This window comes from Salinicola lusitanus (assembly GCF_003206045.1).
Taxonomy (GTDB): domain Bacteria; phylum Pseudomonadota; class Gammaproteobacteria; order Pseudomonadales; family Halomonadaceae; genus Salinicola; species Salinicola lusitanus.
On sequence record NZ_PZJM01000003.1, the window covers coordinates 610,162 to 625,166 of the forward strand.

Sequence of the window (15,005 nt, forward strand, 5' to 3'; positions counted from 1 at the left end):
GCGCCGTACCCGAGATTTCCCATCGCCGATTGATACCCAAAGGATCGAGATCACATGTCCGACACGCTGACTCATTTCGTCGACGGCAAGCGCGCCGCGCTGGACTCGACGCGCACCAGCCCGATCTTCAACCCCTCCACCGGCGCCCAGTCCGGGGAGGTGCTGCTGGCCTCCCGTGCGGACGTCGAGCGGGTGATCGCCTCGTCACAAGCCGCCTTCGCGCAGTGGTCGGCCTTCTCCCCGCTCAAGCGCGCCCGGGTCCTGTTCAACTACAAGACGCTGCTGGAGCAGCACAGCGACGAGCTGGCGCGGCTGATCTCCCAGGAGCACGGCAAGGTCTTCTCCGATGCCAAGGGCGAACTGACCCGCGGCCTGGAAGTGGTCGAGTTCGCCTGCGGCATGCCGCATCTGCAGAAAGGCGAGCACTCGCTCAATGTCGGCCCCGGCATCGACTCCTTCTCGCTGATGCAGCCGCTCGGCGTGTGCGCCGGCATCACCCCGTTCAACTTCCCGGCCATGGTGCCGCTGTGGATGTTCCCGATCGCCATCGCCGCCGGTAACACCTTCGTGCTCAAGCCGTCGGAGAAGGACCCTTCCTCGACCCTGCGCATCGCCGAGCTATTCAGTGAAGCGGGGCTGCCGGACGGTGTTCTCAATGTGGTCAACGGCGACAAGGAGGCGGTCGACACCCTGCTCACCGACCCGCGGGTGCAGGCGGTGAGCTTCGTCGGTTCGACCCCGATCGCCGAGTACGTCTACGCCACCGCCTCCGCCCACGGCAAGCGCGTGCAGGCCCTCGGCGGGGCCAAGAACCATATGGTGGTCATGCCCGACGCCGATCTCGACCAGGCCGCGGATGCGCTGATGGGCGCCGCCTACGGCAGTGCCGGCGAGCGCTGCATGGCGATCTCGGTGGCGATGCCGGTGGGCGACGAAACCGCCGAGAAGCTGCGCGAGAAACTACTGTCACGGCTGGACGAACTGCGCGTGGGCGCGAGCCTCACCGACGGCCCGGACCACGACATGGGCCCGCTGGTGTCGCGCGCGCACCTGGAGAAGGTGAGCGGCTATATCGAGCAAGGCGTGCAGGAAGGCGCCGAGCTGGTGCGCGACGGTCGCCAGCTCCAGCACGACAGCGACGGCTTCTTCATCGGCGGCACCCTGTTCGACCACGTCAAGCCGGGCATGCGCATCTACGACGAGGAGATCTTCGGCCCGGTACTGGTGATCGCCCGTGCTGAGAGCTTCGACGCCGCGGTCAAGATGGTCAACGACCACGAGTTCGGCAACGGCACCGCCATCTTCACCCGTGATGGCGACAGCGCGCGGCAGTATTGCGAGCAGATCCAGGTCGGCATGGTCGGGGTTAACGTGCCGATCCCGGTGCCCATGGCGTTCCACAGCTTCGGCGGCTGGAAGCGCTCGCTGTTCGGTGCGCTGCACGTGCACGGTGCCGACGGCGTGCGCTTCTACACGCGCATGAAGACGGTCACTGCGCGCTGGCCCTCCGGTCTGCGGGAAGCGACCAATCAGTACACCATGCCAACACTGTGAGTAGCGCTCCCCGAACACCATGTGACATAACAGGATTCCCCATGCACTCGATCGACAATCAGCAGGTGAAGGCGCTCGACCGCGCCCACGTGTTCCACTCCTGGTCCGCCCAGGGCGCGCTCGATCCGCTGGTGATCAAGAGCGGCGCAGGCTGCCGGCTGTGGGACTACGACGGCCGCGAGTATCTCGACTTCTCCAGCCAGCTGGTCAACACCAATATCGGCCACCAGCACCCGCGGGTGATCGCGGCGATCAAGGCCCAGGCCGACGAGCTGACCACCATCGCCCCCGCCCATGCCAACTGGATGCGCGGGCGCGCTGCCGAGAAGATCCTCGAACGCGCTCCGGCCGGCTTCGCCAAGGTGTTCTTCACCAACGCCGGCGCGGACGCCAACGAGAACGCCATCCGCATGGCGCGGGCGGTCACCGGCCGCGACAAGATTCTCTCGGCCTACCGCTCCTACCACGGCGGCACCGGCTCGGCGATCGCCGCCACCGGGGATTTCCGCCGCGTACCCAACGAGTACGCCCGCGGCCACGTGCACTTCTTCAATCCCTGGCTCTATCGCAGCGAGTTCTGGGCCGGCAACGAGGAGGAGGAGTGCCAGCGCGCGCTGCACCACCTGCGCCGGGTGATCGAGTGCGAGGGGCCGGCGAGCATCGCCGGGCTACTGCTCGAGACCATCCCGGGCACCGCCGGCGTGCTGGTGCCACCGCCGGGCTATCTGGCCGGCGTGCGTGCGCTGGCCGACGAGTTCGGCCTGGTGCTGATCTTCGACGAGGTGATGGCGGGCTTCGGCCGCACCGGCGCCTGGCTGGCGCTGGACCACTTCGGCGTGGTGCCGGATCTGATCACCTTCGCCAAGGGGGTCAACTCGGGCTACGTGCCCGCCGGTGGGGTGATCGTCAACCAGCGCATCGCCCACCACTTCGACGACGAGATGTTCTACGGCGGCCTGACCTACTCCGGCCATCCGCTGGCCATGGCAGCGATCTGCGCCACCCTGGAGACGATGCAGGAAGAGGGTATCGTCGACAACGCCCGCCAGATCGGCGAGACGGTGCTCAGCCCCGGCCTCGCCCGCCTGGCCCAGCGCCATGCCCAGGTCGGCGAAGTGCGCGGCCTAGGGGTGTTCCACGCCATCGAGCTGGTCGAGGATCGCGACAGCCGCACGCCGCTGGCGGCGGCCAAGGTCGGCAAGCTCAAGCAGGCGATGCTGGAGCGCGGTCTGCTGGCGTTCGTGGTCGCCAACCGCATCCACGTGGTGCCGCCGTGCATCGTCACCGCCGGTGAGGCCGAACAGGGGCTGGCGATCATCGACGAGGCGCTGGGTACGCTGGGCTGATACGGCGCCGGGGCTTATTGATCCGCGGTGTCGACTGTCGTGCCGACCATGCCACTGGGAGTGACCGAGCTGGCGTGTATCGGCTCTCCGGCAGCGTAGCGCCCCGGCGTACAGCCGAATACGCCATGAAAGCGGGCGACAAAGGCGCTGACACTGGTATAGCCCAGTGTCAGCGCCGTGCTCTGTACCGTCTCCCCCGAGGCCAGGAGTTCCAACGAGCGCAACAGCCGCGCGCGCTGGCGCCACTGGGTCAGGGTAAAGCCGGTCTCCGTGACGAAGCGGCGCGACAGCGTGCGCGTGGAGACATGGGCCCAGATGGCCCATTCACTCAGCCGCCGCTCATCCTGCGGGCATCCTGCGATGGCGTCGGCGACACGACGCAAGCGCGGGTCGCCGGGATACGGCAAGCCCAGCGGCTCGTGGGGAGCCTCTCTGGCTTCATCGAGCAGTGCCAGCGCGAGACGACGATGGGCCGGGTCGTCCGGCCCGCGGGTATCACTCGCTAGCCGCCCCACCATCTCGCGCCACAGCGGCGACATCCGACAGAGATAGGGCGTGGCCGGAAAATGCACGCCATGCGCTGGCGCCACATAGGCGCTCCAGCCCTCGAAGGCGCCATGGGAGGACATGCCGTGGGGCACGTCCGGCGGCACCCACATCGCATAGGTGGCGGGCACCACCCAGCGACCGTGGTCGCCGTCGACCGTGATCAACCCCTTCGATGCCCCCAGCCACTGGCCACGAGCATGCGTATGACGAGGCGTCGTGCGTCCCTGCCCGTCACCTCTCGCCACCACCAGCACCGGGGGGCCTTCCGAGCTATCCGCACGGGAGGGATCGAGCATGGGCGTGCGCATCACGATTGGCCTCTTTGCGCTATCGAATGGCCTTCAAGGCTTATCCATGACACGTCGATACCCTCTATCGTGAGCGAATACCACGCCGCGACCGGAGACGATGCATGCGACCAGAAGACCTTCTCCCCGATGAACAGGACCGTATCGAACGTGATGGCATCAGCATTCGCAAGGGCACGGTGGGTGCCTTCCTGGCGAGTGCCAGAGTGTGGCTCGATCCGCTGACGACAGATGCCGAGCGCCAACGGGCAGCGGACAGTATCGAAACCTTGAGACCCGCACTGGAAGCGCTGGGACTGTTCGATATTCTCGAAGTTCGCGACGACGCGCTACGCAGCAGCATGCACGCCTCGGCGGCCGACGATGATACGACGCCCCCGGCCGCCGGCCCTCGCCGAGACGACAGCTAACGCGGCAGCAGTTGCCAGGCGACTTCGACGAAACGCGACACGCCCGCATCGCGGAAGCTGAGCGAGGCGTCGAGCACGTCCTTGCGCGACAGTTCGGTAATGGTATGCCTCCCGGCGTAGTGATCGGCCACTTCCTCTGGCCACACCGGAAACGGCGGCCCCGCCTTCTCCGTCGGATCGTACTCGAAGGTGATCAGCAGCTGCGGCGCGGCGCCGCTCAACTCGACGAGCTGTCGAGCGTAGGCGTCGCGCATGGTCGGCGGTAGCGCCACCAGCGCAGCGCGGTCATAGACCAGATCGACCGCGCCCAGCGTCGCCGGTGTCAGCGCGAAGATATCGCCCTGGAACACGGTCAGCGCGTCGTGCTGCCAGCGCTGGCCGCCCTCCCACTCGCTCACCGTCGGCTCGACACCGAGTTCGGCGAACAGCTGCGCCACCGCCAGCTCGCTCAACTCGGCGCCGACCACCGCATACCCCTCACTCAGCAGCCAGCCGATATCCAAGGTCTTGCCGCACAGCGGCAGGAACACCCGCGCCCCTGAGGTTAGCGCATAGCGCGACAAGTGCCGCTTGAGAATGGGATGGACGAAGCTCAGGTGAAAGCCGAGCTGCGCCTGCTCCCAGCGCTGCTGCCAGAATCGATGCTCCACCGGTTCTCTCCCACTTGCTGAGTGATCGACACCAGGCTGTCGCTGTGCCGCTGCCTGTCGCCAGCTTAACCCAGTCGAGCTCTGGCTAGAGCGGTTAGACCTTGGTGGTATTCGAACGACCCGCCACTTCTTCCAGTACGTAGCGTCTGCGCTGCCTACGTATCGCGTGACTGGCCGGTTTTTCGAGCGGGGATCACTTGTTAGAGGCATTCGGACAGGGGCTGACGCAAGTCACGCTGGGGAAAAAGCGCTATTTTATCGATATGCGATAACTATTAACACTTGCCGATAACTAAGGGCTTGGATAGGCTCGAACAGGCAGGTGAATCGCTGAGTCGACATAACAACCCCACAAGATAGGTAGCCTCATGATCGATTACTCACCCACAACCCGAACTCCCTGGCGCTGGCTCTCTCGCCTCCGCCGCCACTGCCTCATGGCCGCCGCTGCGCTGGGTCTCGCCACGGCGGGCATCAACGCCGCCCAGGCACAGGAGACCCTGATCGCCGGCGCCACCCCCAGCGGTATCCCGTTCACCTTTCTGGACGTCTCCAGCGGCAAGATCACCGGCGCCATGGTCGATCTGATCGAGGCGGTGGGTCAGGACATGGGAGCCCAGGTCGAGATCAAGGAGTCGCCGTTCAACGCGCTGATTCCGTCGCTCACCTCGGGCAAGATCGACATCATCTCCGCGGCCATGCTGCGTACCCCCGAGCGCGCCAAGGTCGTCGCCTTCAGCGATGACGTCTACCCCTACGGTGAGGGCGTGATCGTCAAGCGTGACCATCAGGGCGACATTCATACCCTCGACGATCTCGAGGGCCAGGTGGTCGGCGCCCAGGTCGGCACGACCTATGTACGCCAGCTGCAGGCGACCGGGCTATTTCCCGAGATTCGCAACTACGACACCCTCGCCGACATGATGCGCGACGTCTCCCTGGGTCGCATCGTGGCGGGCATCGGTGACGCACCGGTGATGGCCTATCAGCTCAAGCAGGGCCGCTTTGCCGATCTCGAGCAGTCTCCCGACTACCAGCAGCAGATGGTGGGCGAGCTCGCGCTGGCCGTGGCCAAGGACAACACCGCGCTGCTCGAGCGCGTCAACGCCTCCCTGGCCAAGCTCAAGGCAAGCGGCAAGCTCGACGCCATCTTCGCCGAGTGGGGGCTGTAGTACGCCCCACCGTGCCACCACCGACACTCAGCCGCTCTCCCACCCTTCCCCGCTGACCGCCGCACGCCGGGCTTCACTGCCCGGCGCGCCCGGCCTCGGCCAAGGAGACCTCCATGGCGTACGCCGATATCGCCGCGTTTTTCCCGATCCTGCTCAAGGGCGCCGTGGTCACGGTGCAGATCACCCTGGGCGCCCTGCTGCTCAGTACCTTTCTGGGCCTGCTGCTGGCGCTGATGAAGCGCTCCCCGTTCGCGCCGATATCGGCGCTGGCCAGCACCTTCATCAACGTGATCCGCGGCCTGCCGATCATCGTGCAACTGTTCTACATCTACTTCGTCATTCCCGAGCTAGGCATCGATCTGAGCGCTTTCCAGGCCAGCATCATCGGCCTGGGGATCGCCTATAGCGCCTACCAGGCAGAGAACTTCCGCGCCGGCATCGAGGCGATCGACTCGGGCCAGATCGAGGCGGCTAAGTCCATCGGCATGAAGAGCGCCCTGATCATGCGCCGTGTGGTCCTGCCCCAGGCGGTACGCATCGCCCTGCCCCCCTACGGCAACACCGCGGTCATGATCCTCAAGGACTCTTCGCTCGCCTCGACCATCACGGTGGCGGAGATGACCCGGGCCGGGCAGTTGATCGCCGCCTCGACGTTCCAGAACACCACCGTCTACACCATGGTGGCGCTGATGTACCTGGCGCTCAGCCTGCCGCTGATCTTCGGCGTCAATCGCCTGGAGCGTTTCTTCAGCAAGTCGCGCCAGGGGGCCAACCAATGATCGCCATCGACCATATCCACAAGGCCTTCGGTGCGACCCAGGTGCTCAAGGGCGTCAGCCTCGAGGTCGCCGCCGGCGAAGTGGTCTGTCTCATCGGCCCTTCCGGCTCGGGCAAGTCCACCGTGCTGCGCTGCATCAACGGTCTGGAAAGTTACGACAGCGGCGCGATCACCATCCACGGGCAGACGGTGGATGTCAGGCGCAGCGATATCCACGCGCTGCGCACCCGGGTCGGCATGGTGTTTCAGCGCTTCAATCTCTTTCCCCACCGCACGGTGCTCGAGAACGTGATGGAGGGCCCCATCTTCGTCAAGGGCGAGCCCCGGGCCGAAGCGCGCCAGCACGCTCAGTCGCTGCTCGAAAAGGTCGGCCTGGCCGAGAAACAGGCGGCCTACCCGACCCAGCTCTCCGGCGGCCAGCAGCAGCGGGTGGCGATCGCCCGGGCGCTGGCGATGCGTCCGGAGGCGATCCTGTTCGACGAGCCCACCTCCGCGCTCGACCCGGAGCTGGTGGGCGATGTGCTGACGGTGATGCGCGGCCTGGCGGCGGAGGGCATGACCATGGTCGTGGTCACCCACGAGATGAGTTTCGCCAAGGAGGTAGCCGATCGGGTCTGCTTCCTTTACGGCGGCCAGATCGTCGAGGAGGGGCCGGCGTCACGCGTGCTCAGCGAGCCACAGAACGCGCGCACGCAGGATTTCCTGCGCCGCGTGCTCGACCACTGAACAGGAGAAGCATCGATGCCCACTTCACAGCCGATGCTGCGCTCGCTCTGGGCCGAGAGTCAGCCGCCGACGGCGCCGCTACCCGCACTCGAAGGTACCTGCCGCAGCGACGTGTTGATTGTCGGCGGCGGCTTCACCGGGGTCGCCGCGGCGCTGGCGCTGGCCGAACGCGGCATCTCGACCCGCCTGCTGGAGGCCAGCACGATCGGCTGGGGCGCCTCAGGACGCAACGGCGGCCAGGTCATCCCGGGGCTCAAGTACGACCCCGACCAACTGATCGAACGCTATGGCCAGGAGCGCGGCGAACGCCTGATCGATACCAGCAGCCGCAATGCCGACGTGGTCTTCGCGCTCATCCAGCGCCACGCCATCGAGTGTGACAGCCAGCGTCAGGGCTGGCTGCAGCCCGCGGCCACCCAAGCCGGCATCCAGCGGATCGAGAGCCGCGCCGCACAGTGGGCCGCGCGTGGCGTCGAGGTCGAGTGGCTGGCGCGGGAGGCCTGCGCCGAGCGCCTCGGCACCGCGGCCTATCTGGCCGGCTGGCGCGACCCGCGCGCGGGAAGCCTCAATCCGCTGGCCTTCGTGCGCGGCCTAGCCCGGGCGGCGAGCGCCGCGGGAGCACAGCTCCACGAGGGCTCGGCGGTGACCGGGCTGACCCGTCAGGCCGAGGGCTGGCGGGCGACCACCGCCCATGGAGAGGTGGTGGCCGAGAGAGTCCTGCTGTGCACCAACGGCTATACCGACGCCTTGCAGCCGGGCCTGGCACGCAGCCTGATCGCCGCCAACAGTTTTCAGATCGCGACCCGGCCGCTGAGCCCGGCAGAAGGCGGCGCCATTCTGCCCCGGGGAGAGGTCGCCTCGGACGCGCGCAAGCTACTGTTCTACTTTCGCCGCGACGCCGCCGGTCGACTGCTGTTCGGCGGGCGTGGACCCTTTCATGATCCCCGTGACCCCACCGATTTCCGTCACCTGATCAGCGGCATGACCAGGCTCTATCCGGCGCTGAAGGGCGTCGAGATCGACTATGCCTGGGGCGGGCGGGTGGCGTTGACCCAGGATTCCATGCCGCACGTGCACGAACCCGCCCCCGGCTTGCACGTGGCACTGGGCTACAACGGCCGTGGCGTGGGGATGGGCACCCATCTGGGCAGCCTGATCGGCCGCCATCTCGGTACCCGGGCGCTCGCCGACGCCCTGCCGTTACCGGTCACCTCCATCGCGCCGATCCCGCTGCACGGCCTTCAGCGGCTCTACGTCGCGGCGGTGATCCAGTACTATCGAACCCAGGATTGGCTGGAGCGATGACAGGAGACCCGATGGCCGACTCAACAAGCGCCGGTGCCCGCTCGGCGCTGTTCAACCAGTCCATCGAGAAGGCGTTCGTGGTGCTGGGGCTGTTCGATGCCCACCACAGCGAACTCAGCCTGTCGGAGATCGCTCGGCTCACCGACATGAGCATGGGCTCGGTGCAGCGGATCACCCATACCCTGGAGCAGCTCGGCTATCTGGTGCGCGTGGCGCAGAGCCGCAAGTACCGGATCGGCATCGGGGTGCTCGACGTGGGCGCGCACTATCTCGAGGCCAATCTGCTGATCGATTGCGCCAATCCGTATCTGTCGGATCTCAGCAATCGCTGCCTGGAAACGGTCTCGCTGACCGAGCCCTGCGGGCTCGATATGGTCTATGTGGCGCGCTTTACCAGCCGCCACTACATACCGATCCATATGCCGATCGGCAGCCGTGTGCCGATGTTCTGCACCGCCTCCGGGCGCGCCTATCTCTCGGCGCTCGATGACGCCACCCTGCGCGATCATCTCGAACGCAGCGAGCGCATCGCCCATACCGCCAACACCGTGACCGAGATCGAGGCACTGATGGAGATCGTGCAGCAGTGCCGCCAGCGCGGTCTGGCCTGGAACAACGCCGAGTACTTCCGCGGCGACATCAATATCGCCGCGCCCGTGATCAACGCCTCGGGCCGTCCGGTGGCGGCGGTCCACGTCACCGCCCCTGCCAGCCGCTGGCAGCTGGAGAACGCCATCGACACCCTCGGGCCACCGCTGCTGGAGTGTGCCCGGGCGATCACCCAGGCGGCGCGCACCCGACGCTAAGCCCGGCTCACCCGTCACCATCGACGAGGCCGAACAGGGTCAGATGGTCATCGACGAGGCGGTGGCGGCAGTCGGTAGAGGATGATCGACAACTGGGGACCCGCCCACAGGCGGGTCCTCACTTCACCTACGCTTACCCGAGAGTCTCACGCGTCATCGAGAGCTCGGCAGCAGCTGCCAGGCGACCTCGACGAAACGCGACACGCCCGCGTCGCGGAAGCTGAGCGAGGCGTCAAGCACGTCCTTGCGCGACAGTTCGGTAATGGTATGACTCCCGGCGTAGTGATCGGCCACTTCCTCTGGCCACACCGGAAACGGCGGCCCCGCCTTCTCCGTCGGATCGTACTCGAAGGTGATCAGCAGCTGCGGCGCGGCGTGGGTCAACGCCAGGATCTGAGCGGCATAGGCGGCACGCATCGACGCTGGCAAGGCCACCAGCGCAGCGCGGTCGTAGACCAGGTCGACCGGCCCCAGATCGTCGTCGCCGAGGCGGAAGATATCGCCCTGGAAGATCGTCAATCTACCGGCGTGCCAATATTGACCGCCCTCCCAGGAGGAGATGTCCGGGACCAGTTTCAGTGATTCGAAAAGCTGGCTGACCGCAATCTCGCTCAGCTCCGCGCCGACCACCCGATACCCCGCCTCCAGCAGCCAGCCGATATCCAGCGTCTTGCCACATAGCGGCAGAAAGATCCTCGCGTCGGCAACGAGACCGAACCGCGACAGGTTGCGCTTGAGAATGGGATGGACGAACGAGAGGTGGAAACCGAGTTGATCGTTTTTCCATCGGGTCTGCCAGAAGTCGTGTTCCATGCGGATGCTCTTCATGAGGGCCAGCAGGGAGCTTACTCATATGCGTCCATCCTGACAGCACGACTTAGGTTTGTAGGAAGTGCAGGCCCAGGACTTTCGGCCCAAACCTGATTATTCGACAAACGATCAGCGTCAAGTTTACGGCCGCTACCTCGCCTGCCTTAAATATCGACTTAAGTTGAAAGCTATTTCCCATTTAAACCTTCGTGAAACAATAAAAATTATAAAAAAACGCGATAGGCATTCAAATTAACCCAAAGGGAGATCTATCGAGTGAATTCGGGCCTTACCCTCTAGGGGTCACTCACATGACGAATGTCTTTCAGCAGGTTCAGGCTTCTGCCGATCTCGCACCTGCCATACCCGAAAAAACCGGCCACTCGAGAGCCGACGGGAATAATAACCAGGAGCCCCGCCATGTCCGTTTCAGGAGTCGTCGTCACGCCTCGCAGTGTCGAAGAGTCGCTCTCCCGCAAGTCGAGCGACAGCGATGCGTCCGACAAGGAAAATCCGAGTCTCGAGTCGTTCAGAACCAAGGCCAGGGAAAAGAGCTGGCATGTGGTGGAGGAGGACGACGGACTCCCCCCCGTCAGCAACCTGAAACCAAACCGTGAAGACGCCACCACCATCACCTTCAAGTATGAGGGCAAGACTTACGCCGTTTCCGAGCATCTATCGCCCTTCAAGTACTCGGTGCTGGAAAACAGGCTGGCAGGTACCGAGATCAGCCAGACCGATAACAATATCGAGGTCAAGGTCGAGGAGTCGGAAGCGACCGATGTCATGAACGCCAAGACGACCGAGGACGACAAGACGGTCGGCGAGCTGTTCAACGACACCATGAAGGAAGAGTGGGGCGACCTGGATCTCGATGACCCTCGCCGACAGTATTATGAGTTGCTTCAGGCCAAGTCCGCGCTGGTCAACGGCTACGGCATCCTGCCCTACCAGACCCAGAAGGATGCGTTTCCGTGGCCGGGCGATACCGAGCCGACCCTGCCGAACTCCGTGATCATGGATCAGGCGAGCACCTACGGTCTGCTCGACGAGGAGGAGATCGCCAGCAAGCTCGCCGAGGTGTCCCAGAACGAGAGCGTCGTCTCCGGCGTCGACGACCTGATGCAGGGCGCGGTCGACAAGATCAAGGACAAGTCCGGCCTGACCCATCGCGTCCACGAGACCATGATGAGTCCCGAGTATCTGGAGATGCTCGAGGGCATGGGCGACGACGCCGCCAAGACCCGCTTCGCCAACGACATCAAGACGCTGGACTATCTGGATAGCGACAAGGCCAGCGAAGTACGCAGCCAGACACTCGACAAGGGCCTGATCGACGAGATCAGTGGCGTGATCGAAGAGGGCAGCTATTCCGACGAAGCCCTCGAGACGGCGGTCAACGATCAGGTACAGATGGGGTTGCAGGGCACGTTTTCCTCCATCTTCGGCATTACCTTTTCCGACCGGACCGTCCAGAACTACCTCAAGAACGGCGAGGGCGACCTGCCCGACGACGTCAAGCGCGGGCTGGAAAGCTACAAGGCGGCGGTCAAGATCGCCTCCAACGCCGTTCTCGGGTCGTTCAAGGAGAATGGCAAGTTCGACATCAAGGATGTCTCGTCGCGGATCTCCCAGGTCCTCGGCAAGAGCAACCCCGACCTGTCCACCAAGGTCAGAAACGGAGCGGCGGCGCTGCTGCAGGCCAGCATGAAGAACGGCGTGCTCCCCGGCATGGGTGGCATCCTCACCGCCACCGCCGCGATCTACACCCTGAACAAGAACATGGGGGAGACCACGGAGGATCGCCTGGCGGCGGCGCGGCTGCTGCTGATCACCGTGGCCACCTCCCCCGCCATGGCGCTGGCCGGCGCCAAGACGTATGAACTGTTCCAGGACACTCTCAACAAGCCCGGCATGGCGACACGGCTGGGTCTCGAGAACAACGATCAAATTCGGGAAGCGTTCGTCAAACACTTCCCGAACTCGACGGAGAGTGTCTCGGTACCGGAAGCCGACGTCGTCGAACTGGAATCCCTCGAGAGCCAGCGCCAGGCGATCTCCGCAACCCCGCCGCAACTGGATACGCCGGACCTTGCACCGGGCTGGGCCGACGACGTCGAGCGCTTCTTCGACGAGATCGCCAGCGGTGAAGGTGAGGGTGCCCGCTTCGTCCCCCTCCCCGACGATGCCGACGTTGGCCTGGAAGAGGCGCTGAACGATCCCAACGAGCGCATCTCCAGCGCGGGCAGCAACAATGGCCAGAGCCTGGCCGACAATCTCGATAATCTGGATGCCGACAGCCGCGCCAGCGTGATGGGCATGGCGGGTGACCGGCTCAGTAACATGGGGCTCGATCCGAGCGAGATGGATACCCCCAGCAAGCTCAGGATCGTGGGTTCGGTGATGGGGACGGTCGGCGGCATCGCCGACGGCGCCGGCGGTATTCTGGACATCGCCCTCGGCGCCATGTCGATCGACCAGCTACGTGACAATCCCGATGCCCTGCCCAGCGAATACGCCGCCGCCTCGATGCAGCTACTCGGGGGCGTGGGCATCGCCGGCATGGCAGGGACCCAACTGGCCAGCATGATCGCGGGGCCGGCCACCGCCTCGGCGCTGGGCTTGGCCTCGGGCGCGCTGGGGATCGCCGGCGTCGGCTTCGGCGCCATCGCCGCCATCGTCACCGGCGTGATTGCCAAGCAGAAGCAGGATCAGAAGAAAGCGGAAGTCCTGGACGACTTCCAGACCTGGAGCGGGCTCGGCGTCACCGAGGACGACTGGGGCGACAAGCTCAACTACGTGCTCCACGCCCGCTACGAATACAACTACTACCATGGCTCCAGTCGTTACGACGACCTCTATCCCGAAGACAAGCCCATGTGGGAAGCCAGGCCGGAGCAGTACGAGGATTTCACCGAATACGTCGAAGAGCACGGCAATATTTCCGACGACTGGTTCGATGACTGGGACGACGATCATGACGCTGGTATCGGCGAGGGCACACCGGATCCTTCGGGCCTGCCTCGCTTCGGCGACGACGGAGACCCCGGTACGGCCGGTGACTTCAAGACAGACGTCGATCGCGTCGACGTGGGCTCGATCGAGCTGGCCGACGACGGTCGCGTCATCTTCGTCAAGGATGGTGTCAAGCAGGTCATCGATCCGCTGATTGGCGAAAAAGCCGGTGAGAGCGACCGCAAGGAGATCATCGACTACCTGACCGACCTCCATGAAATCACGCATCCCGATGGGAAGCGGGATCAGAAAATCATCGACCGAATTACCCGGCTCCATGACGAATCCGACCGCTACAACGACATCGACGACCTGAAACGGGCGCTCGACGATTCACAGCCCTTCCTGCTGGGCAAGGATGGCAAGCACAAGGCGGGTACGTTCGGAGACTTCCAGGAGGATATCGATCGTGTCGAGATCGACTCCATCGAACTCGATCCGACCGACAGCAGCAAGATCAGCTTCATCAAGGATGGCGTCCGTTGGCAACTCGACACCGAAAACCGCGGAAGTCTGTCGAAAAGCGATGCCAACGATATCTTCGATTACCTCAAGAACCTTTACATCATGGTCCACCCGGACGGCGAACTGGACCAGGACTTGGCGGACGAGATAGATGAGCTGCAGGGAGGCTCGGACGACTATAACGACCTCGACGACCTGCGCGAAGAGCTCGACCTCGGCACCGATCCCAGTGGCCTGCCGGTCTTCGGTGACGGCGGCATTCCCGGAACCTACGGCGACTTCAAGGAGGACATCGACCGCGTCGACATCGGCTCGATCGAACTGAAGGACGATGGACGCGTCATCTTCGTCAAGGACGGTGTGAAACAGATCATCAACACCTCAGAGGGCGATGACTCCGATCGGGGCACGCGGGAGAAGATCATCCGTTATCTGACGGATCTTCACGACATCGCTAGTCCCGATGGAGAACTGGACCAGGATCGCGTCGATGAAATGAACGATGTCTTCGGCAAGACCGATAGATACAACGATACCGACGCCATCCGACAGTATCTCGACGCCGACGCCCCTGCGGCCTGGGACGAGAACCCGGGAACGGTCAAGATATTCGGTGACAAGGGAAGTCCGGGCCATTTCAGTGAATTCAAGAAGGACATCGATACCGTCGACATTGCCTCCATCAGGCTGAGACCGGACGGCGAGATCTATTTCAAACGCTCGGGAGAGTGGTACGTCCTGACGCCCAACGCCAATAGCAAGATCGAGGATGAGTTCGACGATTTCGTGGACTATCTGACCGAACTTCACGATATCACCCACCCGGATGGCGTTCTGGACAAGCGACTTGCGGCCAGGATCGATGAACTACAGGGCGGCAGCGACGACTACAACGACCTGGATGACTTGAAGGCGTTTCTGAACATCGGATAAGGGGAAACCTTCCCTTGGGGCGGACCACGCCCCTTTTACTCGAGAGTCCCGACCGTCTCGACGGCAATCTCGTCGCGTCCATCGATCGCGTTACCGCTCGAAGATATTCCAGACCCGAGAGCGACAAGCCCAAACCCCGTGAGCCGCCTCCGGCGAGGTGGCTCGCGGCCCTCTTCGG

12 protein-coding genes are annotated in these 15,005 nt (G+C 64.4%); 9 read left to right on the forward strand and 3 right to left on the reverse strand.

The features are described 5' to 3' along the window. Positions 1-54 precede the first annotated feature (54 nt). Entirely contained in the window at positions 55-1,554 is a 1,500-nt protein-coding gene (locus tag DOM45_RS06570) for a CoA-acylating methylmalonate-semialdehyde dehydrogenase (protein WP_110598716.1), read from the forward strand. Between the two features lie 41 nt (positions 1,555-1,595). Beyond that, the gene (locus tag DOM45_RS06575) at positions 1,596-2,900 is read left to right on the forward strand and encodes an aspartate aminotransferase family protein (RefSeq protein WP_110598718.1); all 1,305 of its coding nucleotides are present in this window, start codon (positions 1,596-1,598) and stop codon (positions 2,898-2,900) included. Between the two features lie 14 nt (positions 2,901-2,914). Here the strand turns inward: DOM45_RS06575 and DOM45_RS06580 are convergent, their stop codons facing one another. Beyond that, positions 2,915-3,757 (reverse strand): AraC family transcriptional regulator, encoded by an 843-nt coding sequence (locus DOM45_RS06580; protein ID WP_110598720.1) that lies wholly within the window; start codon positions 3,755-3,757, stop codon positions 2,915-2,917. Between the two features lie 104 nt (positions 3,758-3,861). Here DOM45_RS06580 and DOM45_RS06585 point away from each other — a divergent pair, with 104 nt between their 5' ends. Continuing rightward, the gene (locus DOM45_RS06585; protein WP_110598722.1) at positions 3,862-4,167 is read left to right on the forward strand and encodes a hypothetical protein; all 306 of its coding nucleotides are present in this window, start codon (positions 3,862-3,864) and stop codon (positions 4,165-4,167) included. Here the strand turns inward: DOM45_RS06585 and tmpT (DOM45_RS06590) are convergent. After that, positions 4,164-4,817, reverse strand: coding sequence for a thiopurine S-methyltransferase (gene tmpT / locus DOM45_RS06590; RefSeq protein ID WP_110598724.1), 654 nt, complete (start codon positions 4,815-4,817; stop codon positions 4,164-4,166). The genes DOM45_RS06585 and tmpT (DOM45_RS06590) overlap by 4 nt on opposite strands. A gap of 368 nt (positions 4,818-5,185) precedes the next feature. Here tmpT (DOM45_RS06590) and DOM45_RS06595 point away from each other — a divergent pair, with 368 nt between their 5' ends. The 5 genes from DOM45_RS06595 to DOM45_RS06615 all read left to right on the forward strand — a co-directional run bounded on the left by DOM45_RS06595 (position 5,186) and on the right by DOM45_RS06615 (position 9,604). Continuing rightward, positions 5,186-5,989, forward strand: a complete 804-nt coding sequence (locus DOM45_RS06595; protein ID WP_205909406.1) for an ABC transporter substrate-binding protein — start codon at positions 5,186-5,188, stop codon at positions 5,987-5,989. A gap of 113 nt (positions 5,990-6,102) precedes the next feature. Further along, entirely contained in the window at positions 6,103-6,768 is a 666-nt protein-coding gene (locus tag DOM45_RS06600) for an amino acid ABC transporter permease (RefSeq protein WP_110598728.1), read from the forward strand. After that, entirely contained in the window at positions 6,765-7,493 is a 729-nt protein-coding gene (locus DOM45_RS06605; protein ID WP_110598730.1) for an amino acid ABC transporter ATP-binding protein, read from the forward strand. The genes DOM45_RS06600 and DOM45_RS06605 overlap by 4 nt, the downstream gene beginning before the upstream one ends. A 15-nt stretch (positions 7,494-7,508) precedes the next feature. Then, positions 7,509-8,798, forward strand: a complete 1,290-nt coding sequence (locus DOM45_RS06610) for an NAD(P)/FAD-dependent oxidoreductase (protein WP_110598732.1) — start codon at positions 7,509-7,511, stop codon at positions 8,796-8,798. 11 nt (positions 8,799-8,809) lie between these two features. Further along, positions 8,810-9,604, forward strand: coding sequence for an IclR family transcriptional regulator (locus DOM45_RS06615; protein ID WP_110598734.1), 795 nt, complete (start codon positions 8,810-8,812; stop codon positions 9,602-9,604). Between the two features lie 153 nt (positions 9,605-9,757). Here the strand turns inward: DOM45_RS06615 and tmpT (DOM45_RS06620) are convergent, their stop codons facing one another. After that, positions 9,758-10,417 carry a thiopurine S-methyltransferase gene (gene tmpT / locus DOM45_RS06620; RefSeq protein WP_110599017.1) on the reverse strand — a complete coding sequence of 220 codons (660 nt, stop codon included), beginning with the start codon at positions 10,415-10,417 and terminating at the stop codon, positions 9,758-9,760. Positions 10,418-10,834: 417 nt separating this feature from the next. On the opposite strand from tmpT (DOM45_RS06620), the gene DOM45_RS06625 reads away from it, so the two are divergent. Further along, entirely contained in the window at positions 10,835-14,827 is a 3,993-nt protein-coding gene (locus tag DOM45_RS06625; protein WP_110598736.1) for an MgtC/SapB family protein, read from the forward strand. Positions 14,828-15,005: the final 178 nt, after the last annotated feature.

Excerpts from the sequence above, each read along its gene's own strand:
- DOM45_RS06570 (WP_110598716.1), top strand. The coding sequence starts at position 55 with ATGTCCGACACGCTGACTCATTTCGTCGACGGCAAGCGCGCCGCGCTG.
- DOM45_RS06605 (WP_110598730.1), top strand. The coding sequence starts at position 6,765 with ATGATCGCCATCGACCATATCCACAAGGCCTTCGGTGCGACCCAGGTG.
- DOM45_RS06580 (WP_110598720.1), bottom strand. The coding sequence starts at position 3,757 with ATGCGCACGCCCATGCTCGATCCCTCCCGTGCGGATAGCTCGGAAGGC.
- DOM45_RS06585 (WP_110598722.1), top strand. The coding sequence starts at position 3,862 with ATGCGACCAGAAGACCTTCTCCCCGATGAACAGGACCGTATCGAACGT.
- tmpT (WP_110599017.1), bottom strand. The coding sequence starts at position 10,417 with ATGGAACACGACTTCTGGCAGACCCGATGGAAAAACGATCAACTCGGT.
- DOM45_RS06575 (WP_110598718.1), top strand. The coding sequence starts at position 1,596 with ATGCACTCGATCGACAATCAGCAGGTGAAGGCGCTCGACCGCGCCCAC.
- DOM45_RS06615 (WP_110598734.1), top strand. The coding sequence starts at position 8,810 with ATGGCCGACTCAACAAGCGCCGGTGCCCGCTCGGCGCTGTTCAACCAG.
- DOM45_RS06595 (WP_205909406.1), top strand. The coding sequence starts at position 5,186 with ATGATCGATTACTCACCCACAACCCGAACTCCCTGGCGCTGGCTCTCT.
- DOM45_RS06610 (WP_110598732.1), top strand. The coding sequence starts at position 7,509 with ATGCCCACTTCACAGCCGATGCTGCGCTCGCTCTGGGCCGAGAGTCAG.
- DOM45_RS06625 (WP_110598736.1), top strand. The coding sequence starts at position 10,835 with ATGTCCGTTTCAGGAGTCGTCGTCACGCCTCGCAGTGTCGAAGAGTCG.
- DOM45_RS06600 (WP_110598728.1), top strand. The coding sequence starts at position 6,103 with ATGGCGTACGCCGATATCGCCGCGTTTTTCCCGATCCTGCTCAAGGGC.